General features: G+C 53.2%; 21 protein-coding genes. 17 read left to right on the top strand and 4 right to left on the bottom strand.

Going from position 1 to position 24,751, the window contains the following annotated elements:
• The first annotated feature begins 11 nt into the window (after positions 1-11).
• A complete protein-coding gene (rsmD, locus tag ACIOWL_RS00785; protein ID WP_400380453.1) occupies positions 12-605 on the top strand; it encodes a 16S rRNA (guanine(966)-N(2))-methyltransferase RsmD in 594 nt (197 codons plus the stop codon).
• On the opposite strand, the gene ACIOWL_RS00780 is transcribed toward rsmD, so the two are convergent.
• Positions 573-1,355 carry a spermidine synthase gene (locus ACIOWL_RS00780; RefSeq protein WP_400380451.1) on the bottom strand — a complete coding sequence of 261 codons (783 nt, stop codon included), beginning with the start codon at positions 1,353-1,355 and terminating at the stop codon, positions 573-575. The two genes, rsmD and ACIOWL_RS00780, sit on opposite strands and share 33 nt — an antisense overlap.
• The gene (locus ACIOWL_RS00775; protein ID WP_400380448.1) at positions 1,352-2,560 is read right to left on the bottom strand and encodes an aminotransferase class I/II-fold pyridoxal phosphate-dependent enzyme; all 1,209 of its coding nucleotides are present in this window, start codon (positions 2,558-2,560) and stop codon (positions 1,352-1,354) included. The genes ACIOWL_RS00780 and ACIOWL_RS00775 overlap by 4 nt, the downstream gene beginning before the upstream one ends.
• Positions 2,561-2,672: 112 nt before the next feature.
• Here ACIOWL_RS00775 and coaD point away from each other — a divergent pair, with 112 nt between their 5' ends.
• The 11 genes from coaD (at position 2,673) to ACIOWL_RS00720 (ending at position 15,862) form a co-directional block, all read left to right on the top strand.
• Positions 2,673-3,143, top strand: a complete 471-nt coding sequence (gene coaD / locus ACIOWL_RS00770) for a pantetheine-phosphate adenylyltransferase (RefSeq protein ID WP_400380446.1) — start codon at positions 2,673-2,675, stop codon at positions 3,141-3,143.
• An 84-nt stretch (positions 3,144-3,227) separates the two neighbouring features.
• Complete coding sequence (gene galU / locus ACIOWL_RS00765) at positions 3,228-4,127, top strand: UTP--glucose-1-phosphate uridylyltransferase GalU (RefSeq protein ID WP_400380444.1); 900 nt, start codon at positions 3,228-3,230, stop codon at positions 4,125-4,127.
• Positions 4,128-4,241: 114 nt separating this feature from the next.
• Entirely contained in the window at positions 4,242-5,309 is a 1,068-nt protein-coding gene (locus ACIOWL_RS00760) for an LCP family protein (RefSeq protein WP_400380442.1), read from the top strand.
• 141 nt (positions 5,310-5,450) lie between these two features.
• Positions 5,451-6,299 (top strand): ABC transporter permease, encoded by an 849-nt coding sequence (locus ACIOWL_RS00755; protein ID WP_400380440.1) that lies wholly within the window; start codon positions 5,451-5,453, stop codon positions 6,297-6,299.
• Positions 6,289-7,167, top strand: coding sequence for an ABC transporter ATP-binding protein (locus tag ACIOWL_RS00750; RefSeq protein ID WP_400380438.1), 879 nt, complete (start codon positions 6,289-6,291; stop codon positions 7,165-7,167). Before ACIOWL_RS00755 ends, ACIOWL_RS00750 begins: the two co-directional genes overlap by 11 nt.
• 7 nt (positions 7,168-7,174) lie before the next feature.
• Complete coding sequence (locus ACIOWL_RS00745; protein WP_400380435.1) at positions 7,175-8,212, top strand: glycosyltransferase family 2 protein; 1,038 nt, start codon at positions 7,175-7,177, stop codon at positions 8,210-8,212.
• Positions 8,209-9,030 (top strand): CDP-alcohol phosphatidyltransferase family protein, encoded by an 822-nt coding sequence (locus ACIOWL_RS00740; protein ID WP_400380433.1) that lies wholly within the window; start codon positions 8,209-8,211, stop codon positions 9,028-9,030. Before ACIOWL_RS00745 ends, ACIOWL_RS00740 begins: the two co-directional genes overlap by 4 nt.
• Before the next feature lie 2 nt (positions 9,031-9,032).
• Entirely contained in the window at positions 9,033-9,962 is a 930-nt protein-coding gene (locus ACIOWL_RS00735; protein ID WP_400380430.1) for a glycosyltransferase family 2 protein, read from the top strand.
• Positions 9,963-10,024: 62 nt separating this feature from the next.
• The gene (locus ACIOWL_RS00730) at positions 10,025-10,486 is read left to right on the top strand and encodes an adenylyltransferase/cytidyltransferase family protein (RefSeq protein WP_400380427.1); all 462 of its coding nucleotides are present in this window, start codon (positions 10,025-10,027) and stop codon (positions 10,484-10,486) included.
• A 504-nt stretch (positions 10,487-10,990) separates the two neighbouring features.
• A complete protein-coding gene (locus tag ACIOWL_RS00725) occupies positions 10,991-12,289 on the top strand; it encodes a stealth family protein (RefSeq protein ID WP_400380424.1) in 1,299 nt (432 codons plus the stop codon).
• Positions 12,290-12,346: 57 nt separating this feature from the next.
• Positions 12,347-15,862: a CDP-glycerol glycerophosphotransferase family protein gene (locus ACIOWL_RS00720; RefSeq protein ID WP_400380421.1), complete on the top strand. Its 3,516-nt coding sequence runs from the start codon at positions 12,347-12,349 to the stop codon at positions 15,860-15,862.
• A gap of 182 nt (positions 15,863-16,044) precedes the next feature.
• On the opposite strand, the gene ACIOWL_RS00715 is transcribed toward ACIOWL_RS00720, so the two are convergent.
• On the bottom strand, positions 16,045-17,352 hold the full coding sequence (locus tag ACIOWL_RS00715; protein WP_400380419.1) for a CDP-glycerol glycerophosphotransferase family protein: 1,308 nt from the start codon (positions 17,350-17,352) through the stop codon (positions 16,045-16,047).
• Between the two features lie 432 nt (positions 17,353-17,784).
• Between ACIOWL_RS00715 and ACIOWL_RS00710 the strand changes: the two genes are divergently transcribed.
• Genes ACIOWL_RS00710 through mutM form a run of 4 tightly spaced genes read left to right on the top strand, consistent with a single transcriptional unit; the run spans position 17,785 to position 20,153 of the window.
• Positions 17,785-18,306, top strand: a complete 522-nt coding sequence (locus tag ACIOWL_RS00710) for a YceD family protein (protein ID WP_400380416.1) — start codon at positions 17,785-17,787, stop codon at positions 18,304-18,306.
• 2 nt (positions 18,307-18,308) lie between these two features.
• Positions 18,309-18,512, top strand: a complete 204-nt coding sequence (rpmF, locus tag ACIOWL_RS00705) for a 50S ribosomal protein L32 (protein WP_060701450.1) — start codon at positions 18,309-18,311, stop codon at positions 18,510-18,512.
• Between the two features lie 3 nt (positions 18,513-18,515).
• Positions 18,516-19,214, top strand: a complete 699-nt coding sequence (gene rnc, locus ACIOWL_RS00700) for a ribonuclease III (RefSeq protein WP_400380414.1) — start codon at positions 18,516-18,518, stop codon at positions 19,212-19,214.
• Between the two features lie 9 nt (positions 19,215-19,223).
• On the top strand, positions 19,224-20,153 hold the full coding sequence (gene mutM, locus ACIOWL_RS00695) for a bifunctional DNA-formamidopyrimidine glycosylase/DNA-(apurinic or apyrimidinic site) lyase (RefSeq protein WP_400380412.1): 930 nt from the start codon (positions 19,224-19,226) through the stop codon (positions 20,151-20,153).
• A 3-nt stretch (positions 20,154-20,156) separates the two neighbouring features.
• Here the strand turns inward: mutM and ACIOWL_RS00690 are convergent, their stop codons facing one another.
• Entirely contained in the window at positions 20,157-20,972 is an 816-nt protein-coding gene (locus tag ACIOWL_RS00690; RefSeq protein WP_400380409.1) for a serine hydrolase domain-containing protein, read from the bottom strand.
• Positions 20,973-21,123: 151 nt separating this feature from the next.
• On the opposite strand from ACIOWL_RS00690, the gene smc reads away from it, so the two are divergent.
• A complete protein-coding gene (smc, locus tag ACIOWL_RS00685) occupies positions 21,124-24,702 on the top strand; it encodes a chromosome segregation protein SMC (protein ID WP_400380406.1) in 3,579 nt (1,192 codons plus the stop codon).
• Positions 24,703-24,751: the final 49 nt, after the last annotated feature.

The raw sequence follows: 24,751 nt of genomic DNA, 5'->3' as shown, positions 1-24,751 counted from the left end.
TGCAAGAACCGATGAGTCGAATCATTGCCGGGGCGGCCGGTGGCAACCCGTTGAAGTCAGTTCCGGGGGATGCCACCCGTCCTACAACCGACCGAGTTAAAGAGGCGCTTTTTTCGCGCCTAGAGAGCTGGGACATCCTGCACGGTGCACGTGTATTGGACCTCTTTGCTGGATCTGGTGCTTTGGGGTTGGAGGCCGCCAGCAGGGGAGCACGCCAGGTGACGCTCGTGGAGAAGGCACCCAAGGCAGTGGCGGTCTGCCAGTTGAACGCTGGAATCGTCAACAAGGTTCTAAAAAGTACTGTCGCTTCCGTACAGCGTGGAACCGTCGATTCGGTACTTGAGAATTATTTCGATGAATCCACTCTCGCCGCACGAAAGACCTTCGACGTAGTTTTTCTAGATCCGCCGTATCCGTTAACTGAGACCGAACTGGAAACAACCTTGTTGAAGCTTGCCAGGGTGCTTGCTGATGATGCCACAGTCGTTGTTGAACGCTCCAGCCGTTCTCCGGAACCTGTATGGCCTGAAGGCCTGAAACTGTTTGCAGACAAGAAATACGGCGAGACGATCCTATGGTTTGCCGAACCGGTCGAGTCCCGTTGAGTGTCTGATCTCGGATGGGAATGGCCCCGCTGCTTGGCATTGCTCGATGCTGGTGCCGTCAATTCGTGATTTCGAGGCGGTGAGGATCAAGTTGCCCGGGAATCTTCGGGTAAATATTTCCGGGGAAGAACTCAACATGACAAAGCTAAAGCTTTGTTGTGCGGCCGTCACCTGACGGTCGGTAAAACTCAACGGCGGGTCATCACCAATGTTCACGAACAGTAGTCCGTCATCCTCGAGTGCATTGGCCAGCTCCGAATAATATTCGGGAACTGTCAGATGTTCTGGTGCTTCGGGTCCACTAAAGATGTCTACGATGATCACATCAAATTTTTGCCCTGCTAGTTTGTTATTGAGCACTTCACGAGCATCCGCCACGATGGTGGTCAGAGAGCAGTTTTGCGGAAGTGGGAGGTTTGTTAGAACGAACTCAAGGAGTTCCCGTTCAATGTCTACGGCCACATGGGTGCTCGAGGGGTAAACCACGCTGGCCCATCGTGCAAGGGTCAACGCCCCTGCACCAAGGTGGAGCATTTTTAGTGGTGTTTCTGGATCCTTGAGCACTGTGAGATGGTTGGCGACACGAGCGAGGTATTCATAAAAAACTTCGTCAGGATGAGACAAGTTCACATGGGACTGTTCGGCGCCGCCGATGGCCAAAATCTTGGCTCCCTGAACAAGGTCGTCGTCGTAAATGGTGGCGTGCTCTTGTACGAATCCCAACCAGCGTTTCAGCACGGGGCCACTCACTTTGCCAGCTCCATAAATCCGCTGAGACGTCCAACTGCTTCGACAATGACCTCTTCTTTTTTGCAGAATGCGAAACGCAGAAGTGATCCATAAGCATCCCGGTTCTGCGGATGCGCGAAAACTGACATCGGTATGGCAGCTACTCCGAGACGTTCAGGCATGAGACGAGCCAGATCCGTGGCGTCTGAATAACCCAACTTACTGGCATCCGCCACCAGGAAGTAAGTTCCCTGAGGCCGATAGACGGGAATGCCTGATTTTTCAAGTCCGTCGGCAAGAAGTCTTCCGGTATGGCCGAGTGAGGCCGCGAACTGGTGGAAAAAATCATCCGGCAACTTCAAGGCCTGTGCAACTGCTGGTTGGAAAGCCGGACCGGACGAGTAGGTCAGAAACTGCTTAACGGTCCGAAGAGCGGTGATGAGTTGTTCGGGTCCGGTGGCCCAGCCCACCTTCCACCCGGTGAAGGAGAAGGACTTCCCGGCTGAAGAGATGGTGATGGTGCGTTCGAAGCCCCCAGGAAGTGTGGCGATTGGGGTATGGGTCGCGCCGAACGTCAGATGTTCGTAGACTTCGTCAGAAACTATGAGACAGTCATGCCTGTGGGCTAATTCGACAATCTCTTTAAGGACATCGATTCCAAAGACCGATCCGGTTGGATTGTGAGGATTGTTCAAGATGATCATCCGAGTCTTGTCGGTGATCACCTCGTGAAGCTGAGATAAATCTGGCTGAAAGTCGGGGGCATTCAACTGCACCACTTTGTGTTCAGCATGAACAAGGCCAATCATGGCCGCGTATGAGTCGTAATAAGGTTCAAATGTGACAACTTCATCGCCTGGTTCAACGAAGGCCAAAACTGCGGCTGAGATCGCTTCGGTAGCGCCGGTCGTCACGACAACCTGTGCATCTGCATCGAGTTCAATGTTGTAGAACCGCGATTGGTGGTCGGCGATTGCCTTGCGCAGTACCGGGATTCCCGAGCCGGGTGCGTACTGATTGGCACCATTCGAAATCGCATCGAGCGCAATTTGGCGGATGACCTCCGGTCCTTCAGTATCTGGGAACCCTTGTCCAAGGTTTAGGGCATTGTGTTTGTTGGCTAGCCCGGTGATTTCTTCGAAGATTGTCACCCGAGGCAGGCCTGACGGATCCAGTAGATTCGCGCCGTGTGCTGTTCGTTGCCATGGGGTGAAATTCAGACTCATAGAACCATTATGAAGCGGGACTGCAGGCAATATCGTATTTGAAACGTGACTTCGTTACTTTGGTTGATCCGTAATCCGCGTATTGGACCGTACTTCTTGGTACATTCAACATATGCGTAGAGCCGTTTGCCCCGGATCCTTTGACCCGATTCACAATGGTCATGTGGAGATCATTGCTCGTGCCGCGAGCCTTTTCGACGAAGTGATCGTTGCTGTCTCGACGAACTACTCAAAAACTTATCGTTTTAGTGAAGAAGAGCGAGTCGCCATAGTTGAAGAAACCGTAGGCGGTCTTCGTGGAGTCTCGGCACTTCCCATGGGGCAGGGTCTGCTAGCTGATTTCTGCAAGGAGCAAGGTGCAGAGGCCATTGTGAAGGGGCTTCGCAGTACTGTTGACTACGCATATGAAATCCCCATGGCGACCATGAATCGGCACCTCACGGGGGTGGAAACAGTGTTTCTTCAAGCGGACACCCGCTTCACGCATCTCTCATCCTCCTTGCTCAAAGAAGTCCAGACGTTAGGTGGGGACGTAGCCGAGTACTTCCCACGCGCTGTGATGAAACGACTACTGAAGAAGTAGTCGGAAATTTGTATTTCTACCCTGTAGATATATGCTGGTTGTCTCGTATCCACATTCGCACACTCTGATTAGGTCGATTCATTTATGACTCATCGCCCAATAACCAAAGCAGTCGTTCCGGCGGCAGGACTTGGAACTCGGTTTCTTCCCGCTACCAAGGCCATGCCCAAGGAAATGCTTCCCGTTGTCGATAAGCCAGCCATCCAGTATGTCGTTGCCGAAGCGGCTAAGGCCGGTTTCACTGATCTTCTGATGATTACCGGTCGCAACAAACGAGCTTTGGAAGACCATTTTGATCGAGTTCCTTCGCTGGAGTACTCCTTGGAAGCCAAGGGGGACATAAAGAAGTTGGAAGCAATCCACGAGGCCACCCATCTTGGTGATATTCACTACGTCCGTCAGGGTGATCCTAAAGGTCTCGGTCATGCGGTGCTCTGCGCTAAACAGCATGTCGGGAATGAACCGTTTGCTGTACTACTCGGCGACGACCTGATCGATGAACGAGACGAGCTCTTGTCCGTGATGGCAGAAGTTCAACAGAAAACTGGTGGGTCGGTCATCGCGTTGATGGAAGTTGCTCCTGAGCAGATCAGTGCATATGGTTGCGCCGATGTCGCAGTGGTAGAGGGCGAAGACTTTTTCAAAGTGAATGGCTTGGTGGAGAAGCCAGCTGTTGCGGACGCGCCAAGTAACCTCGCGGTAATTGGGCGATATCTTCTGCATCCGCGTGTATTCGAAGTTCTGGAACACACCGCTCCTGGTCGCGGTAACGAAATTCAGTTGACGGATGCGCTTCAAGTCCTTGCTGGAGCAGAAGGGGAAGGGGCAGGAGTTCACGCGGTCGTATTCCGCGGACGACGGTACGACACGGGGGACAAGCTCAGCTACCTTCAGGCGAACATTACCCTCGCGGTTGACCATGAGGACTTAGGCGATGGCCTCAAGGCTTGGCTTAAGGACTTCGTGGCGAGGCTCGACAGCTAACTTCTTGAAAAGGCTACTCAGGATAATCACATTTATCTTGGGTAGTCTTTTTCCTTGCACGAAGTCACCTGGAAGGTCCGTTGGCTTCGACGGATATTTCTCGGTGGGGTATAAGTGAACTCAGACGATCCAAGTCAAACGAATTTAGGCTCTCGAAGTGAGCGCTTTGGGGTTGCGCGACGCAAGAAGAGGCGTGTACGCGCCGTAGTTCTTTCCGTTGTGGCAGTGGTATTGGTGGCCGTGCTCGGAGCAGGCTACTACCTCTTCAATTTGCAGCATGCTTTTAATTCGAAAACCAACACGGTGGCGCTGAACTTTACGCAAGAGCAAGAAGAAGCCCGTCCGGTGAAAGACCCAGACGATGGGTCAATGAACATTCTTCTCGTGGGCGTCGACCACGCGGATGATGATTCTGCGCAGGACGCTGCTTTGGATGGAGCTGTCAGCCAGCGGAGCGATTCCATGATGCTGGTGCACATCCCGGAGGACAGATCTCAGATCTATATCATGTCTACGGTCCGTGACATGTATGTCGATATCCCTGGATACGGAAAAAACAAGCTAAACGCCGCGGTCTCGTTAGGCGGGATTCCATTGTTGATGCAGACCATGGAGGGAATCCTGGATACAAAGATCGATCACGTTGCAATGATCGACTTCGACGGTTTCAAAGAGTTATCAACCGCACTTGGTGGCGTGACGGTCAAGAACGAAATCCCATTTACCGCAAACGATACCGATTATTTCTACCCTGAAGGAGAAATCACGCTGGAAGGGGACCGCGCGCTGAGATTCGTGCGTGAACGTAAGTCGTTCACCAATGGTGACTACCAGCGAGTGGCGAACCAGCGGAAGTTCATAGCCGCAGCTGCGAACCAAATGTTGTCAACCGATACACTCACGAATCCTGTGAAGCTATACGAAATCGTGGATAAGGTATCGCCCTACCTGACCTTCGACAGCGATTTTGATGCAGCGACGATGGTCGGCCTTGGGCTGCAGCTGAAAAACATCGACACGGAAAACTTGGCCATGTTTACCATGCCGACAGCAGGATCTTCAGTGAGTGCGAACGGACAGTCGATTGAACTGCCCAGCGAACAGGCGGTAACCCAGATTCGTGAAGCGCTCGATACCGACACGATGGATGACTATCTTCGAGAGAATCCTCCTGAGGAATAGCCGAGTTCAGTGATGGGCGCAACAGTTAGGCTCGTTGCCTAGGGCAAATCGTCGAAATTCCAAGCCGATCTACTAGACTTTGATCATCTGTGCTTACGAAGCATGAACAAGTTGGTTGAGGACATTGAGGACAATTCACACATGACAGTGGCAGACGAAGCCGAGAAGTTTGGCTTGCACCGTGTGGGTGCCCGCCCAACGCTGGCCAACTATCTGAAGCAAACGTGGGAACGGCGAGAGTTCATCTACGAACTAGCCAAGGCACGCGTTCAAAAACAAAATCAGCAGAACCGCTTGGGCATGATCTGGGTTGTCCTTAAACCCACGCTGAACGCGATCATGTATGGCGTCATTTTCGGCGTACTTCAGGGAGACAACAAGGCTCCGGACTTTCCCGTTTTCGTGGTGATTGGTGTTTTCCTGTTTGAGTTCTTCACGAGCTCAATGAACGGTGGTGCGAAGTCCATCACCGGAAATCAAGCGCTGGTCCAATCTTTGTCCTTCCCGCGCTTGACCCTGCCCGTTGCACAAGTAACTCAGAACCTGCTGACTTTGATGCCTATGGTTGTGGTGATGTTCATCTATGCGCTCATTTTGGGTACCACCCCTAAATGGACGTGGTTTGTCATCATCCCGCTGCTGGCGATCTTTAGCGTCTTCAACATGGGTGTGGCGCTGATCTGCGCACGTATCACGGTCCACATCCGTGACTTCACGCAGATTCTCCCGCTGATCACCCGGATGTTGTTCTATACCTCCGGCGTACTTTTCAGTGTCGACCGAATCTTGAATCACTGGCCGTGGCTTGTGAAAATCTTCGATTTTCACCCGTTGTATCAGACACTGCAGATTGCCCGTGCCATGATCATGGACAACGTAACCTATGATCCGTTCGCGTGGATTGTGATTTCAGTCTGGGCTGTACTGTCTCTCGGATTTGGACTCATTTTCTTCTGGAAGGCTGAGGAGCTCTACGGCCGTGCCAATTAGTTTTGACGATCTAATCAACCCGGGCCTACACCCGGAGTATGAACCTGCCCCCATATTCTCCGATGACACATCGTTCATTGATGTGGTCAAACCCGAGGACATCAAACACGCTCCGTTGACTGTTGACGAATCGCGTCAACCGGTGGTCATGGTGGACAACCTGCACGTGAAGTATCAGGTCTTCTCCAGCGGAAAAGCAGTCGGGAACGCGGGAGCACGGCGGCTGCTACAGCCGAAAATGCGTGGCGTTCGCACAGTCCATGCGCTTAAAGGCATCTCCTTCGTGGCCTATGAAAACGAATCGATCGGCATCATTGGCTCTAACGGTTCAGGAAAGTCAACCTTGCTTCGGGCGATTACTGGATTGACGCCACCCGCTTCCGGTGCGGTCTTTGCTCGGTCACGCCCTAGCTTGCTTGGTGTTGGTGCCGCGCTGATTCCGGACCTGTCAGGCGACAAGAACATTACTCTTGGCGGACTGGCTCTTGGTTACAACCGTCAAGAAGTTGAAACCATGCGCGAAGAGATCACGAAGTTTGCCGAGCTTGAAGAATTTATCGACCTGCCAATGCGCACCTATTCTTCGGGTATGGCTGCCCGTTTGAAGTTCGCCATTGCTGCGTCCAAACAGCATGACATCCTCATCGTTGATGAAGCGTTGGCAGTTGGCGACGCAAAGTTCCGCAAGCGCAGTGAGGCCAAGATTCGTGAGATCCGGGAAAACGCGGGAACCGTATTTTTGGTCTCGCACTCGATGAATTCGATCAAGGAAACGTGTAATCGCTGTATCTGGATCGAGAAGGGCGTCCAGAAAATGGATGGCGACCCCGACACGGTCATCAAGGCATATCAGCAGTTCAAGAAGTAAGTGACAGATGACTGATTTTCCTGGCGTTTCATACGTCATGCCGGTATTGAACGAAGCCGAGTATCTCGAAGAGGCTGTTCAATCAATTCTTTCGCAGGACTATGAAGGCGATAAGGAGCTTGTCCTAGCCCTGGGCCCTAGCAGCGACGACACCAATGCCGTTGCCGCGCGAATCGCGTCGCAGGATTCCCGTATCGTTCTTGTGGAGAACCCGAAGGGACGGACTCCTAGCGGGTTAAACCTTGCCATTGGTAAGTCCACCCATCCCATCATTATGCGGGTCGACGCGCACAGTGAGCTTCCACCGGAGTACACCCAACGTGGAGTGCAAACACTTTTCCGCGTTGGCGCACATGACGTCGGCGGCCTGATGGATGCCAAAGGCAAAACACCTGTCCAGCGTGCTATCGCTGCGGCGTATCACTCGAAATTCGGTTTCGGGGGACCCGCTTATCATTCAGGCGCGCCAGAAGGCGAAGCTGAGTCTGCGTACCTGGGAATCTTCCGCCGCGAAGTTTTCGAAACAGTTGGTCTTTACAACGAGGACATGTGGCGTGCTCAGGACTGGGAACTGTGTATGCGAATCCGGCAGGCAGGATTCAAGGTCTGGTTTGATCCAGAGCTTAAGGTCGGATATTACCCGCGGGATAATTTCAGGGCCTTGATTCGGCAGTCTTACGCTTCAGGAACGTGGCGCGGTGAAATCGCCCGTCGGTACCCAGAAGGAAAGTCACTTCGGCACGACCTTCCGCCACTGTTGCTACTCGGGGTGACAACAGGTGTGCTTGCAACCGCAGTAGCTCCAGTGCTGAAGGGTAGGCTTCCCAAGATCGCACGGTTGGGCCTGAACTTGCTTCAGGCGGCACCATTGGTTTATGCCGGAGCAACGGTTGCTGCAGGTATGTCGTCCAAGGCTGAAAACCTGAATGAGAAACTGCTGGCTTCGATTGCTTTTCAGAACATCCACTTGCCATGGGCGGCTGGATACCTGAAGGGCCGTCTTTTTGGGGCGGCTGGAACGCTGGATCGAGGTCGAGTTAAATGACGGTTGAACGTCCCAAGAACCCAACGCTGGACCAATTACGGGCTGTATGCCAGCCACCTGAGGTTCGTGCACGCAAAAACGCTGAACACTGGACCGCAGAGCTTTACCTGCGTCATATTTCCATCTACCTCACCGCGATACTGGTTCGCACCAGGATCACCGCGAATGGTGTCACCGGGCTGATGATCCTTGCAGGGTGGTGCATGTCATTGGCGCTGCTGATTCCCGGTGTTTGGGGTCCGCTACTGGCTGTAGTCCTATCCCAGGTTCAGTTGTATTTTGATTGCTCGGATGGTGAGGTTGCTCGCTGGCGAGCTTCGCAGTCGCCTCGGGGAATTTTTATCGACATGGTTGGGCACCACACAACTGAAGCACTGATCCCAATTGCCCTGGGCTACCGCGTGTACGTCGAGCTCGCAGCCGACCCGGTGACACTGAACCAGGCATGGCCAACCCTGTTTATGGCCGCCTGCCTTTCGGTTCTCTTAGTGCTGAACCGCTCTCAGTCGTTGATGGTTCACGCTGCTCGGAGCATGGCGGGTCTGGGCAAGCTTCCGGATACCGCGGCCGCTCGTGCAGTTCCGACCACCACCGTGATCGGCAGACTGCGATCGTTGGCTCGTTTCCTGCCGTTTCACAAACTTTTGCATGCGGTAGAGCTCAGCCTGATCATTCTGGCATGTGCGGTCATCTCAGCGATTCTGGGCGAGCCCGGCAGCGCGGAGAAATGGATTATTTGGGTGTTGCTTCCTGCTTGTGTCTTGGTTAACTTCGGCCATTTTCTGTCAAATATGGCTTCATCGAGATTGAAGGCCTAACCATGGATAATTCGACTGATAACTTCGAAAATTCCGCGACTGTTGATCTCTCATCTTTGCCCAGTATCGGTGTTGTTGTGCTCACCATGGGTAATCGCCCAACTGAGCTACGCAGGGCACTGGAGTCACTCCTTGAACAAAAAAATGTGTCAATCGATGCTGTGGTTGTAGGCAACGGCTGGGACCCAACCGAAATCCCAGGTTCGATAAAAACACTCTTCTTGCCTGAAAACCTCGGTATTCCAGCTGGACGTAACGCAGGTGTCGCAAAGGTCTCGGGCGAGTACCTATGTTTTCTTGATGACGATTCGTGGTTCCTAGATGATGATTTTCTCATTGGCGCGGTCCGCCGATTCGAAAAGTACCCAGGAATGGGTCTGCTCCAACCGAGGATCACTGATCCTGAGCATGAAGACCAGAACCCAACTCGATGGATCCCGCGTTTAAACAAACGTACGGCAGTTGAGCCAAGCAAAGTGTTCCACGTTGGGGAGACCTGCCTGGTTACCAAAAGGGATCTGTTCGACAATACGGGCGGTTGGGCTGGAGGATTCTGGTACGCTCACGAAGGAATTGAGCTGGCATGGCGTGTATGGGATTCCGGTACCTACGTTTGGTATGCCGGCGACATGAGAATCGGGCATCCTGTAGTAGACCCACGCAGGCACGACGAGTTCTATAGATTGAATGCACGGAACCGCGTCTGGCTAGCTCGCCGAAATCTTCCCGCACCACTGGTCTGGATTTACCCTACCTCGTGGATGCTGATCGAATGTCTCAGATTACGCAAAAACAAAAATGGCGTGAAACAATATCTTTCAGGTTGGAGAGCTGGCTGGAAGGGTAGCCCTTGGTATAAGGAACCGCGGGCGAAACTCTCTTGGCGCACCATCATCCGAATGACGCTGGCCGGGCGACCGCCTGTTCTCTAGCGCAGAACGATATTTTCGCTCACTCAATCACTATGCACCTTGAACATGACGTGGAGGTAAACATGACTAAAACTGTTTTGACCTATGGAACATTCGATCTCTTTCACATCGGACATCTTAATATTTTGAAGCGGCTCAGCGAAAAAGGCGACAGGCTCATCGTTGGTGTTTCCACCGACGAGTTTAACGCGATCAAGGGCAAAAAGCCTGTTGTGCCGTTTGAGCAGCGTCGTGAAATCGTGGAGTCCATCAAGTTTGTTGACCTTGCGATTCCCGAAGAAAACTGGGAACAGAAGCGGCTGGACATCAAAAAATACGACGTCAAGGTGTTCGGTATCGGTGAAGACTGGAAGGGAAAGTTCGATGACCTTGACGACGAGGTCGAAGTTGTATACCTGCCTAGGACCGCAGGCATCTCCACGACCGAGATGAAACGAGTGCTCAGCGAATTCGACGAACGGCACGTTGAGTCGCTAAAGAACACCCTTGACACTCTCAGCCAGATCGTTAAGGAACTCAGCTAGCAGGTGGCGCGCCCTCCAGGTTTTGGGCCCAGCTGACATTGCTAACCGAGCGAATTGCCAAAGCTGGGCAACACTGGAATTGTAAGACGCCGAATATCGGTGTTTCCCGACGGACCGTCGGTGCGTTCGCCTATGTAGGCATGAGAACATGGGACTCTGGGCAGACCAAAACGAACTTCACGGTCGAATAGTGGCCCTGCAAGCTCGCACGACGGCTATTCGTACGCAGTATTCGATCGACTGAAACGACAGTCAGCTACTTGCATAGTGCCATTCAGTCTGTGTGTTGATTGTGTTGGTAGGATTGTGTGTCACATTCAGCGAATTTAAAGGTCGACTTGAGGTTATTTGTCGGGTCTGGTGAGCTAATTTCCGTAGAATGTTCTGTGGTTCTAGTTGCCACTAGGAATATCTGAGACGTTAAGGGCGGGAACGAATTTGAAGCTGGCTGGTTGGCGCGGAATTATGGGACGTTCTGTCCCTGCGCCGTTGGTACGCCGCATCTTGGATCTCAAGATTCCAAGTGAATCTTCGGACCGCACTGTGATTTCGTCCGCCCGTGAACAAAACGTGGTTCAGTCAGCTGCCATAGCTGATCGACTAGACATCAACTATGGATTCGATGAGATTTCCCAATCCTTTGTGATTGCCTCTGCTGATTGGGGAAAATTTCGAGCGGGTCTCGTTGGTGAATCGTTTACAGCCTCCAGATTGGCGGACGGTGGGTCAACTGCTGCTTCGAGCGTTTGGAGCGTGCGCAAACGACGGTCTGATGTCCGAGGTACTGTAGCTGACCTTTCTGGAACAGGTGCCCTATGGCAGGTTTACGCAGGAACGATCGATTGCGTTGCGGATGCCCAGGACTTTTGTGGGCCAGTCGATGCAGTCTATACGTGGGTTGATTCGGACGATCCGCAATGGCAGGAACAATATCGATCAAGCTTGGCCTCGCATCAGGGTCCCTTGGAGAAAAGTAGTGCAGACCCGGCGCGTTTTACGTCTCGAGACGAGTTGCGATATTCACTTCGCTCGCTTGAAATGAACATGCCTTGGATCAACAAGATTTATCTGGTCACAGCGGGACAGAGACCTGCTTGGCTCACTGATACGCATGCGAAACTGACAGTGATAGACCATGAACAAATTTTTGATCCGAACCTAGGCGCACTGCCAACGTTTAATTCTCACGCCATTGAAGCTCGGTTGTCGTTCATCCCTGACCTAGCTGAACACTTTATCTATATCAATGATGATGTGTTTTTTGGTCGTCCGCTTCATCCAAATAGCTTTTTCGGGCCGGTGGGTCAGACAAAGTTCTCCATGTCGCAGCAACACTTTGCTGATGCGAGTGAAGAACACTTGCCAGTGAATGTTGCTGCTGCAAATAATAGAAATCTGATGGTCAAGGCCTATGGGCGAACGACCTCTCGGAAGTTCAAGCACGCCGCACACCCTCAGCGGCTGAGTATTCATCGTTTGGCGCATTCAAAATTTCATTCTGAACTAGCGGAAACTGCCCAACATAAATTTCGTGATCCCCAGGATATCTCCCTCCCTTCGTCACTTGCCCACCAAATCGCTGCCTGTGAAGGCCAGGGCTTCCATAGCGAGATTGACTACACTTATTTGGATATCGGCTCAGTGGAGTTCTATTTGCAGGCGCTGAGGCTCGTCCAGAGGCGCAAGCCGCAGATGTTTTGTATCAATGAGGTGCTCCAAACTCTGGATGCCGCAGAGCGCAGTGAAGTGGTCGTCGAGATGCTTCAAGCTTTGTATCCGTTGCCGTCATCATTCGAGAAATAGTTTGGCCAGGAAAGCCTCGCGACCTGCAAACGAACGAAAAACTAAAGGAACGCCGTAGTGGTCTTCGAAAAACCGTCCGCACCAAAACTGGTCCAGTCGTTTCTCCGCGGCATTCGCGATCAGCAGTTGAAACGGAAATCCTACCGCTACTACCCTGGATACCAGCAGCTCAAGGTGACAGTCCAAGATGGCTCCCTGATGCTCTCGGCTAAGGTTGAGCAGCAGGCTGAAGGGCTCTCAGTACTTCACGGGCGCAACATCGTGATGAGTGTTCCTGTGCGCACTGAGCAAACGCCGGTCAATTCCCAACACGCGAACGTATTCACGGTTTCAGGAACAATTGCGCTGGGTGGTCTACTTGACCAATGGGAAGCCTACCGTGAGCGCGTGGCTCAAGAAGCTGACGAACAGGATACCGAGCCAGAACTATCCGAGGATTCTGAGAATTCTGAGCTAGATGATGTCAGTGGACTAGCCTCCGGTACTGTGAGGTTTGCATTTTCCCTACGCACCGAATTTGACTCCATGCCTACCGGCATTGCCTGGATTCAACTGACAGACGATGGAGAACTCCTTCGGCGCAAGGAAGTCCAGGAACTCATCGAATCTGGTGATTTTGATGGCACTCAGCCAGTCATCGCTCACCGAATTGTTGGCCGTTTCGCACAAACCTCATTTGAGGGCCATCGGTTGTATAGCGAGGGGGAGCGTTCGGCCGGCGTCTACATCAACAAAAAATCGGAACTGGCCCTAGGCATTAATCGTCCGGTTGACCACAAGTATCGAATTCGCACGGATACGACGCAGGTAGCTGATGGCATTCTGTCGTTGTCGGGGATCTTGGAAACTCAGACTGATCGCCTTGATTCCGCCTCTTTGCAGGTGATCGGACGTCGTTCCAGCGCAGTTTTTGAATCGCCGGTCGCCCTCACCATGGATTCAAGCTTGACTGAACGGCGCTTCGGTCGTGCGATGTACAGCTGGGATACGGCGTTGAACTTTGCAACGTCCGATTGGTCGGAAATTGATCGCGGGGATAACTACGACCTATATCTCGTGGTGAATGTGACAGGTGTAGGCGAGCCTGTTCGTATCCGTGTGACCCGTACCCCTTTTATCGTAAGATCAACCACGAATGCTGACGCTGTCACCGTCGGTGAGAAGACTTTGGCAATCTCGCCGTATTTCACTTTCAAAGCGAAGTCTACGTCGTTGACGCTCGAAGTTTTCGACAAGGATGCATTCGCGGTACTTGAACAGGCCAAGCAGCGCAGTTTTCCGATCCGTGAATCGGGAAAGGCTCCAGTATGGATCGTAGGCGAACTGGCTTACAAGGCTCAGGACAATGGCCTGCATCTGTTCCGATATCTGCGAGCCAACCGTCCAGACATCGATGCGTACTATGCGATTGACGAAGACTCGCCAGATCTTCGGAACTTCGAAACGCTTGACCACGTGGTCTTCCATGGAAGCAAAGAACATTTCGAACTAGCTCTCAGAGCCGAACGATTTATTGGTACGCATCACGCGGATTATTTGTATCCGACAAGACACCATGCGTTCTCTTCCCGGAGCCGGGCGACTCGGGTGTTTCTTCAACACGGGGTGATGGGCACCAAGTGGATGGTACCCAACTACGGGAAAAATTCACCGGGTTTTGCAACCGACCTATTTATGGTCTCTTCCGAACGTGAAAAACAGTACATCGTCTCCGATTTTCTTTATCAGGAGAACGAGGTCAAAGTTACTGGATTGTCCCGATTCGATTCGCTGCTTGCGGGTGATATTCCCGTCAACGAGAACATGTTGTTGATCATTCCCACGTGGCGCGACTGGCTGCAGAACGAAGAAGCCTTCCTCGAATCGGATTACCTGGAGCAATGGAAAACGCTCCTGAACTCTCCTGAACTTGCGCGAATGGTCAAGGACTACAACTTAGAAGTTGTATTCAGCCTCCATCCAAACATGATGCAGTTTCGTGAACACTTCCGCGATGCGCCGGCACGACTCATTGTCCAGGGAGAAGTAGACGTACAGGAGCTCATCAAGACTGCGGCGGTCATGGTGACGGATTACTCGTCAGTTAATTTTGACTTCAGCTTCCTGCACCGTCCGGTTCACTACTTCCAATTTGACCGAGCACGATTCCTCGGGCGCAATGGTTCGCACCTCGACCTCGACAACGAACTTCCAGGAAAAATCGCTTTTGACGCGGCGGATCTGTTAGCCGACCTAGAGAACACCTTGACTCGCGGCAAGTCAATGGAAGACCAGTATCGCCGGCGTGCGGATATCTTCATCACACACCGCGACCGAAACAACTCGCAACGAGTAACAGCAGAGATTGAAAAGGCCTCACTGCGTCAAAGGGCAAATGAGGGTTGGCAGGCAGAGCTACCGGTTCGCCTCCAAAACCGCTTCCGCAGGAATAAGTACTATTTCTCGATCATGAGGGCCATGTCCAAGGCTATGAAACTGGTCCCTGCCGACGAAGAGCTTATTGTCTTCGAATCAGGACTGGGCAAGCAGTATGGCGATTCCCCACGCTACATTTATGAAGAACTCCTGCGCCAGGGTGACAAACGAACCAAAGTTTGGATTTACACGGGACGGCATCGATTCACGGATCCCAATACCAAGGTCGTCAAGCGTCTCTCGCCAGAATACTTTTGGTACCTAGCACGTGCTAAATACTGGGTGAACAATCAAAGCTTCCCTCATTACCTTCGCCGCCGCAAGGATGGCATCTTCCTGCAAACATGGCACGGTACGCCACTGAAGCAGATGGCAATGGATATCGATGAGGTCCAAGGACGGGATGAGGGCTACCTCGAACGAGTCGTTAACGCGACTAAACAGTGGACACACTTGATTTCGCCTTCCAGTTACACCAGCCGAATCATGCGCTCGGCTTATGGATTTTCCGGCGCGGCAGTCGAGTTGGGATACCCGCGCAACGACATCCTCGTGGGTGAACATGTGCGCGAGCATGAAGCTCACGTTCGCGAGTCATTGGGGTTGCGTCCAGCCCAGAAGACTGTTCTCTATGCTCCAACTTTCCGTGATGACGCGGGCAATGGTAAAGGCCGTTTCCGCTTTGAGCTTCCACTGAACCTTGAAGAGTTTAATACTCGATTCGGAGACGACACCGTGCTCCTGTTGCGTATGCATGTGTTAGTTTCAAACGCTGTGGTTATCCCGGAGGAGTTGCGCGGGCGGGTGATTGATGTGTCCGGATATGCGGACATCCAAGAACTCTATTTGGCCACTGATGTTCTGGTGACCGACTACTCGTCGGTGTTTTTTGACTACTCGATCTTGCGCAGGCCAATCGTGTTTTACGCATATGATCTGGCGAATTATCGTGACAATTTGCGTGGCTTCTATCTTGACTACGAAACAGCCTTGCCAGGGCCGATCGTCGAGACTGAAGAGGAACTGTGGAATACCGTCTCGAAAGCTCTGGCTGGTACAGATATCGGTGGAGTAGATCGCGAGAAGTTTATTGCTGACTTTGCGCCAAACGATGACGGGTTAGCTGCACGACGAGTAGTTGACAGATTCTTCAAATAATCCCCGCATTAGAGGCGCCGTTGCAGATCGCGATGCGGCGTTTCGACCCAACCACTAGGCCGGCTCACTATAGTGAGCCGGCCTAGTGGTTGGGTGTTTGCACGTAGAAAGAACCCTTCCTTCTCGCTCTGATCAAGGAACGAGAAGGAAGGGTTCTTGTCGTCGGAAGAATTCCTGACTGGTTAGGCAGCTCGGCGAGGATGCACTGGGCAAGGAGCAGCCAAGCCGGAACCGGCAATTGTTAGATCGGTGTCTGCGCTCGGCGCGACGGGCAATACCGTAGAATCTTGGTGCGAGGAACCGAGAAGTTCTTTTGTAGCGCTGACAAAACGCGCCAAGCTAGCGCCAGGTGTGATGTCTCCGAAATAATAATTGACGAGGTCTTTGGTGTCGTCGTTTTTGGACTGCAGAGCCTCGTTTATGTACTCGGCAACATTCGAAGCGTGCCCGGTGGACAATGCAGGGATCTGCGAGAGCGCGCGTGAGTTGGCAATCTCCGCGCCCTGGGAACTCGGCTTCGTTAGGAACAATGGCTTTCCAGTGGCTAAGAAATCGTAGGCCGCTGCTGAAATGTCAGTGATACACAGATCTGCGGCCGTCCACTGCCAACCCCAATTCGACGAATCATCAAAGTATATGACCGCGGAAGAAGTCTTGGCAGCCTGTTCTAGGCGGATCTTGAGCTGGCGAACAGCCTGCCCGTAGGCGGGTGAACTCGCACCTGACCGGGGATGTGGTCTGAAGATGATGTTGAATTGCTCATTGGCCAACAGCGCCTCGATAAGTTTGTCGCCGTGGGACATGGCTGACCCATAGTGCATCGTAGGGCGATCGCCTTCCCACGTTGGTGCGTAGAGAATCGTGGGGCGCGAGTTATCCAGTTTTAGGGGTGAGGGGTAGCTGACATCAATCTGGGGGCGTCCAACCAACTTGGTTCGTTGCTCGACATCAAAATTGTGCAGGTGCTCTGCTAGCCGATCCCGCGCCGCCTGGCCAGCAGAAAAAACAAAGTCATAGGCCTTGAGCTGGTTGGTCCACATGTAGGACTTGTCGCTCTCGCCGTGGCAGAGGAATACATGATTCGGGTTGTTAAACCGCATCATCTGGAAATTCTGAATATTTTGATTGACATAGAAAACGATGTCAAAGGCTTGAGAGCTAACCAATGCTTCGAGGTCGCCTATTGTCGGAGCGTAGAAAACTGGGAGTGGACACTCCTCGCGCAGTGCCAATGCCGTCCCGGGCTTGCGAGTAATGACCACAGTTGGAGCATCCTGAGTCAGTGCGCTCAGCGGTTCGTACCATTGGCGAATCTGGTATGCGTTGACCATCTCATCGGCAAAGTACACGGCAACGCGATAACGGTCGTCTCCTGTCGGGGCATGAAACAGCTCAGCAGCGTTCTGTGCGATTGCTTTTTGGCTTCGACGCATTGATAGCCGACGCTTGGCGAAGTTGGCTGCACGATTCCAGGATTTCAGCACCTTCATGAGTCCTCTCCAGTCCGATTTTGATGGCGTTTCATTAGCTTATGGCAGTAAATTGAGCGTAACCTTTCAACATGCCATGCGGTAGACAGGAATTAAGGAAATTCACCGGGGGACTTCTGTTTTTTCACAGGTAAGATGAAGATGATTTCGAGATTTCTGGACGCGGACCGTTACGTATACGGTGCCTGCACGCAGATCCGACTTACGCGTGAATTTGAAGCACGTGTGACCAGCCAGACATGTTTTTGGTGGCAGTTGAACCGGCGCCAGTTTGGGATCTCACTGTTCTTCAAGCTAAGATGAAATGTCGGACTATGTTCTATAGGAGTCATCATTAGCGATAAGCGTTCTGATCGATCGTCACATGGCGAAATCGATCGCAACTCGCCTTTGGTCATATCAGCCAAAGAGCTCGGCCGTTCGCCTGGCTCGATGAGAATTCTTAGCGAGCAGGTCTCGGCTCCCACGGATGTGGGAAATGCACTCATCGGTATTCGTGGAGGATCTGAGCTTGACTTAGATCTTCGCCTTGAATCCGTGCATGAGGGAATCCTGGTATCGGGTACCGCTACCGCAGAAATTGCGGGGGAATGTGGACGATGCCTGGAGCCCATCGAGTACGATTTCGAGGCTGATATTCAAGAGCTGTTCTACTATGAGGGCAGCGAAGAATTCGAAAACGATGATGAAGTGGATCAGTACTGGGTCATTGATGACTTCATTGACATCGACCCGGTAGTGCGTAGCGCAATTGGTACCGCACTACCTTTCCAACCGGTTTGCCGGGAAGGTTGTTTGGGTCTCTGCAGTGAATGCGGGGTCAGCCTGAACGACGACCCTGAGCATCACCATGAGGTACTGGACCCGCGTTGGGCAGCGCTTGCGCAGCTGGCCGACATTGTCGCAGATGATGCGGCAACAGATAATACGTCAGACAAGAGAGAAGAGAAGTAGTCGTGGCTGTTCCAAAGCGGAAAATGTCCCGTGCGAATACTCGTGCCCGCCGTTCTCAGTGGAAGGCTACCGCACCGAGCTTGGTGAAGACCGTTGAAAACGGTCGCGTCACCTACAGCCTGCCTCACCAGGCTAAGGTTGTTACCGACTCGGCAGGTACCGAACTGTTCCTTGAGTACAAGGGTCGTAAGGTCGCAGACGTCTAAGACATGTCTTCAAAAGAAGAACTAATGAAGCGTCTCGGAATCGATATTGATTCCGAGACGCTTCGTCTTGCGCTGACCCACCGTTCGTATTCATACGAAAACGGTGGCATACCTACCAACGAACGTGTCGAGTTTCTTGGTGATTCGATTCTTGGTTTCTCTGTCGCGGAATATCTGTACCAGAAATATCCCGACCTCCCTGAAGGCGATTTGGCCAAACGCCGTGCCGCTATTGTCAGCACCCGTGCCCTGGCAATCATCGCCCGTGACCTCGGCGTCGGTGAACACATCCTCTTGGGTCGTGGCGAAGCACAGTCCAACGGTGCCAATAAGTCCTCCATTCTGGCCGATACCATGGAAGCCTTGATCGGTGCCACGTATTTGGTGCAGGGTATGGATGCGGCTCGTGACCTCGTTTTGCGCTTCGTGACGCCGCTGCTGGAAGACGTCAGGCTTCTTGGTGCAGCAACAGACTGGAAAACTGTAATCCAGGAAGAAGTAGCTGCAAAAAAGCTTGGTGAAATGCGTTACCAGGTCACCGGTTCCGGACCCGATCATGCACGCAGCTACGAGGCGACACTCGTCATTGCAGACGAATCCTTCGGCAAAGGCAACGGGCCTTCCAAGAAGGAAGCCGAGCAAGAAGCGGCACGCAACTCTTGGCTGATGATGCACCCCGGCGAGCAAATTCCTCGCAGCTAGGTATCAACTATGCCGGAATTACCAGAAGTTGAAGTTGTCCGCGAAGGGCTGAACAAGTGGGTTCGAGGCCGCCGAATTGAATCGGTGGAAGTTTTGGACCCACGTTCAGTTCGCCGGCATATCGATGGACCCACTGATTTTGAACAGTCGCTGTCCAACTGCACGGTGTCTACTGTTGTTCGCAGGGGAAAATTCCTCTGGCTGGAGCTGGCAGGGTTGCCGGTCGCTACGTCGCTGATGGCCCACCTGGGAATGAGCGGCCAGCTGCTTGTCGAAGAACCTAGCGCACGGGATGAGAAACATCTGAAGGTTCGTCTTTCGCTCAGTGAACAACCCGGCGCTCCTGCCGAACTTCGTTTTATTGACCAACGAATATTCGGCGGGATGTTTTTGTCCCCATTAGTGCCAACATCAGATGGGGGAGCAGGCGGCCTTGGTAGCCAGAGTCAGCTGATCCCTCAAGCCGCCGCGCATATTGCCCGTGATGTCTTGGACCCGGCGCGTAATGCGGAAACGCTGTACGTTTCCTTGCGTAAAAAGACCACACAGCTCAAGCGAGCAATTCTTGACCAAGAAATCATTTCGGGCGTAGGCAATATCTATGCCGATGAAGCACTGTGGGATGCGGGCCTTTCAGGGCTACGCAATACCGCTACGATCCGCCGTTTCGAAGTAACCCGCCTCAACGAGGCACTGATCGACGTGATGACACGTGCATTGGAGGCTGGCGGGACCAGTTTCGACTCGCTCTACGTCAACGTCAACGGCGCCAGCGGCTACTTTTCCCGTTCATTAAACGCCTATGGCCGCGAAGGCAAAGCCTGCTTGCGTTGCGCCGACAATGGGGTGGATTCCGTGATTCGCCGCGATCCATTTATGGGCCGTTCCTCCTACACCTGCCCGGTGTGCCAGCCTAGACCGCGGCGAGCCCTCAGATAGCTCCTACGCGGTGTACTGTTTCAGGACACGCTCGTTGTAGCCCGCCCAGATCTCAGCGGCCCACGGGCCAAAATTACGGTCCGTGAGGGTCACACAGGCGAGCTGATCGACAGGGTCTACCCACAGGAACGTTCCAGATTGGCCAAAATGGCCAAAGGTTGTCCCTGGATGGGTAGTGCCCGTCCAATGCGGATTTTTCGAAGAACGGATCTCGAACCCCAAACCCCAATCATTGGGGTTCTGCCGGCCGTAACCAGGCAGGATGCCGGCCAATCCCTGAAAATGGACTCGGGTGGCGTCGGCCATGGTTTCTTGCGAAACGAGTGTTGGCCTCAGTAGTTCGGCCGCGAATCTAGCCAAATCGGATGCGGAAGACCGCCCGTCCTTGGCGCAGCTACCCTCGATCTGCGTATCGCTCATGCCCAGCGGAGTGAAAACTGCCTCCTGCGCGTATTCAGCGAAAGGGATCTCCGCTTCGCGCTCAAGGTGTTCAGCCAATTTCTCGAAGCCGCGGTTTGAATAACCGCGTTTGGCACCGACCGGGAACCGGATAACTTCCGAATCGAAATCGTAACCGGCGGTGTGAGAGAAGAGGTGATGAACCGTTGAACCTTCAGGACCGGCGGGGTCCGCCAAGCTCATCGCGCCCTCTTCAAGGGCAATGAGGAAAGCATAGGTACTCAGCAGCTTGGTGACAGACGCCAGCGGATAAACCCTGTTCAGGTCGCCATGAGCTCCTACGGTTGTTCCTTGTCCATCCACTACAACAGACACCGCGTTGTCGACTGGCCAGCCCTGAATCTCTGATAAGACGTCCATGAAATGATTTACCCCTCGTTTTTGATGTGCGCCAAGGCGAGCAGAAACCGGTTTTCGGCGAGTCGTTTCGATAGAATCGACTCTGAGAACAAGGGCCTACGCGCCTAAGTCAACACTATCGATATCGGGCCAAACATAGGAATTCCACGCTGTGCATCTCAAGACTCTCACCGTTCGGGGATTCAAGTCTTTTGCGTCAGCGACGACATTCGATTTTGAACCCGGTGTTACCGCAGTTGTTGGACCCAACGGTTCGGGCAAGTCTAACGTTGTTGATGCGCTGTCGTGGGTGATGGGGGAGCAAGGTGCCAAAACATTGCGCGGCGGCAAGATGGAGGATGTCATCTTTGCCGGAACCTCCGGGCGCCCACCGCTTGGACGTGCCCATGTTTCCCTAACCATTGACAATGCGGATGGTCAGCTTCCCATCGACTATGCCGAAGTCACCATCTCACGCACACTTTTCCGAGCCGGTGGCTCGGAGTACGCAATCAACGGTAATTCGTGCCGTCTGTTAGACATCCAAGAATTACTCTCGGATTCCGGACTCGGCCGCGAAATGCACGTCATTGTGGGGCAGGGACAGCTTGACCGCATCCTTCATGCCACCGCTGAGGACCGGCGTGGTTTTATCGAAGAAGCCGCCGGAGTGCTCAAACACCGCCGGCGCAAAGAAAAAACCCTACGCAAACTGCAAGCAATGCAGGGCAACATGGAACGCTTGGAAGACCTCAACTCAGAGGTCCGTCGCCAGCTGGCACCTTTGGGACGCCAAGCAAAAATTGCCCGCCGCGCGCAGACCGTGCAGCTGGACGTGCGCGATGCCAGGGCCCGGCTGCTGGCCGATGACTTAGTGTCCCTGAACAACAAACTTGCCCAAGATATTAATGACGAATCCAAGATTCAGGCTCAACAGCAGGAAACCACTGCCCGATTAGGGCATGTTCGACGCCAGGTAGCTGAGCTTTCGGATTGCATGGAAAGTCTCACCCCTCGACTTGCCCAGATGCAAGATACGTGGGTTGCGCTGACTACGCAGACCGAGCGTTTCCGTTCATTGAGTGCTCTAGCACGTGAGCGGGGGAAGCTGCTTGAAAGCAATCAAACCCATTTTGATTCGAGCCGAGATCCAGATCGACTAGACGCCCAAGCGGACCGACTCAGCGAAGAGCTTGAAGAGCTGATCGAAGCGGTCGAAGACCGGCATGAAATCCTTGCCGAAAGCATTGAAGCCAAAGAGCACGCCGAAGAGCAGTCCCGCGCGGAACAGCAGCGGATGGCGTCCATGCTCCGTGCCGCGGCCGATCGGCGTGAAGGCATGTCCCGGCTCGCGTCGCAGGTTGCCTCGGCCCGAAGCCGGGTGGATGTCACCAGGGCTGAAATTTCTCGTCTCCAGGACAGCGTGCAATCCTTTGATGCTGACCTAGCTGCAGATGCTCGCTCCTACGAAACCGTCAGTGCTGAACTTGATAGCCAGCTGGCCGGTGAGCGTGAACTGAACATTGAATTCGAAGCAGCCGACTCGCGGTTCTTAAACCTGTCGGAAGAGCAAAATAGGGACAACCAGCGCGAACGTGAGCTGTCGGTTCGGATGTCTGGCTTACAGGCCCGATTGGAAGCGCTGAAACTAAACTCCAAACCGGATGACCGCTCCGCCCATCTACTTGAAAATTCCCAAGACGTTTTGGCAGGACGGCTGGGAGAGTTGCTGACGGTCAGCGAAGGTTACGAACAAGCCGTGGCCGCAATTCTTCGAGAATCCGCTGAACATCTGGTCGCCCGCAGTGCGGCCGGTGCGCTTGGACTGATACGCGAGCTCATGCAGGATGATTCTTCCAGTGCGTCATTTGTTCATGCCGATGTGCCCGGGGTAGTCACCGCAGAAATTGGAGAACTCGCCATCAGGGCGCGAGACGTCGTGGCCTCGGTAGATGAATATTCGACTCTTCTAGACACCATCTTTGCCAATCATTATGTGGTGGTTGACCCACAGCAGATCGCAGAAATTCTTCAGACTCACCCGGAAGCCAAACTCACTTCCTTGGACGGGGTATCGGTGTCACTGCTTCAAAGTTCTATCGGTGATTCTGCCGGGGCATCACTGATCGCCCAACAGTCGTTGGTGGAACAGACAACACTAGAGCTCAACGAATCCGCGGAAGAACAAAAACAGCTGGAATCTGTCGTATCCCAGCGTGCACCGTTGCTTGCAGAAGCTCAGCAGAATCGCGAAGAGGCCCTGTCGCAACTAACCGAATCAGACGCTGCAATCGATGAACTCTCAAACTACCTGGCTCGTTTGGGGCACAAACTTCGCTCGGCCCAATCTGAAAAACAGGCTCTGGAAGATCGGCTTGAAGCAGCGGTAGAAAAACTCGAGATTGAACAAGAGTCCTATGAAGAAATCAGTGAACGAATGGAAATGGCGTCGACTGATTCCGAGGACGAAACCGTAGACGACGCAGCACGTGCTGCCTTAGCTGATGCGGCCGCCACAGCCCGTCAGAAGGAGCTCGAAGCCCGCTTGGCACTGCGAAGCAGCGAAGAGCGAGTTTCTGCCTTGCGCTCACGGGTGGAAGGTTTGCGGCGCACCGCAGCCGCTGAGCGCACCCATCGTGAGGTTGCCCAACAACGAGCCGCCGAACGCAAGGCTCAGGCTGCCAAGGCGCAGCGTGTCGAACAGGCAGCCGAACGGGTTCTTCGATTCATCGAACTCTCGCTGACCATGGCTGGGCAAGAAAGAGACGAACTCTCGGTCAAGAAATCCGAGCTCGAGGAGCTCCTGGGAAGCAACCGAACCGAAGCTGAGCAGCTTTCCGCTGAACTTACCCGGTTGGCTGATGCGGTGCATCGTGATGAGGTTCTCCGTGCTGAGTTGCGGATCAAAATTGAAAACTTGGAGACGAAATCACTTGAGGACTTGGGGTACACCCCCGATTTCCTTATAGCTAATTTTGGGCCAGACCAGCTCATTCCCGAAGCTGCCGACCCTGATGACAAGTGGGCGGAACTGCGAGTTAACGTGGATGAGGAAGGTGTCGTGATTGGCACCAAACCTTTTGACCGCGTGGAGCAGGAAAAACGGCTTAAGAAGGCCGAGCGAGACTTGGCTGCGCTTGGCAAGGTCAATCCTCTGGCCTTGGAGGAGTTTGCAGCGTTAGAAGAGCGGCATAAGTTCCTTGCCGGACAACTTGAAGACCTCAAAAAATCCCGTGGTGATTTGCAACAGATCATCAAAGACGTTGATTCTCATGTCGAACGGGTATTCACCGAAGCCTACAACGACACAGCTGTTCAATTTAAGCGGATCTTTGATCGTTTATTCCCCGGTGGGGAAGGGCAACTGGTTCTCACCGATCCGGAGAACATGCTCACCACCGGTATTGAAGTCGAAGCAAGGCCGGCGGGCAAAAAAATCAAGCGCCTCTCCCTGCTTTCCGGAGGCGAACGCTCATTGACGGCGGTCGCACTTCTGGTTGCGATCTTTAAGGCGCGTCCATCCCCGTTCTATGTCATGGACGAGGTGGAAGCGGCTCTGGATGACATGAACCTAGGCCGACTCATCACGATCTTTGAAGAGCTTCGAGAATCGTCTCAGCTGATCATTATCACCCATCAAAAGAAAACGATGGAAGTCGCCGATGCCTTGTACGGCGTGACCATGCGCGGAGATGGTGTCTCGACTGTGATCAGTCAGAAGATGGAGCGTCGGGTTTCGCCTGGAGCATGATTTGGAATACTTGGCTATAGTGGTGCTCATCCACACACCTAGATTTTGA

Origin of the sequence: Glutamicibacter sp. NPDC087344 (assembly GCF_044744225.1) — a bacterium.
GTDB lineage: Bacteria > Actinomycetota > Actinomycetes > Actinomycetales > Micrococcaceae > Glutamicibacter.
Note: the sequence above shows the minus strand (reverse complement) of the source record. Positions and strands in the feature narration are given on the sequence as shown.

Coding starts and splice junctions, on each gene's coding strand:
- rsmD (WP_400380453.1), top strand. CDS start 12: ATGAGTCGAATCATTGCCGGGGCGGCCGGTGGCAACCCGTTGAAGTCA.
- ACIOWL_RS00775 (WP_400380448.1), bottom strand. CDS start 2,560: ATGAGTCTGAATTTCACCCCATGGCAACGAACAGCACACGGCGCGAAT.
- coaD (WP_400380446.1), top strand. CDS start 2,673: ATGCGTAGAGCCGTTTGCCCCGGATCCTTTGACCCGATTCACAATGGT.
- galU (WP_400380444.1), top strand. CDS start 3,228: ATGACTCATCGCCCAATAACCAAAGCAGTCGTTCCGGCGGCAGGACTT.
- ACIOWL_RS00755 (WP_400380440.1), top strand. CDS start 5,451: ATGACAGTGGCAGACGAAGCCGAGAAGTTTGGCTTGCACCGTGTGGGT.
- ACIOWL_RS00745 (WP_400380435.1), top strand. CDS start 7,175: ATGACTGATTTTCCTGGCGTTTCATACGTCATGCCGGTATTGAACGAA.
- ACIOWL_RS00740 (WP_400380433.1), top strand. CDS start 8,209: ATGACGGTTGAACGTCCCAAGAACCCAACGCTGGACCAATTACGGGCT.
- ACIOWL_RS00735 (WP_400380430.1), top strand. CDS start 9,033: ATGGATAATTCGACTGATAACTTCGAAAATTCCGCGACTGTTGATCTC.
- ACIOWL_RS00730 (WP_400380427.1), top strand. CDS start 10,025: ATGACTAAAACTGTTTTGACCTATGGAACATTCGATCTCTTTCACATC.
- ACIOWL_RS00715 (WP_400380419.1), bottom strand. CDS start 17,352: ATGAAGGTGCTGAAATCCTGGAATCGTGCAGCCAACTTCGCCAAGCGT.
- ACIOWL_RS00710 (WP_400380416.1), top strand. CDS start 17,785: ATGAGAATTCTTAGCGAGCAGGTCTCGGCTCCCACGGATGTGGGAAAT.
- rnc (WP_400380414.1), top strand. CDS start 18,516: ATGTCTTCAAAAGAAGAACTAATGAAGCGTCTCGGAATCGATATTGAT.
- mutM (WP_400380412.1), top strand. CDS start 19,224: ATGCCGGAATTACCAGAAGTTGAAGTTGTCCGCGAAGGGCTGAACAAG.
- ACIOWL_RS00690 (WP_400380409.1), bottom strand. CDS start 20,972: ATGGACGTCTTATCAGAGATTCAGGGCTGGCCAGTCGACAACGCGGTG.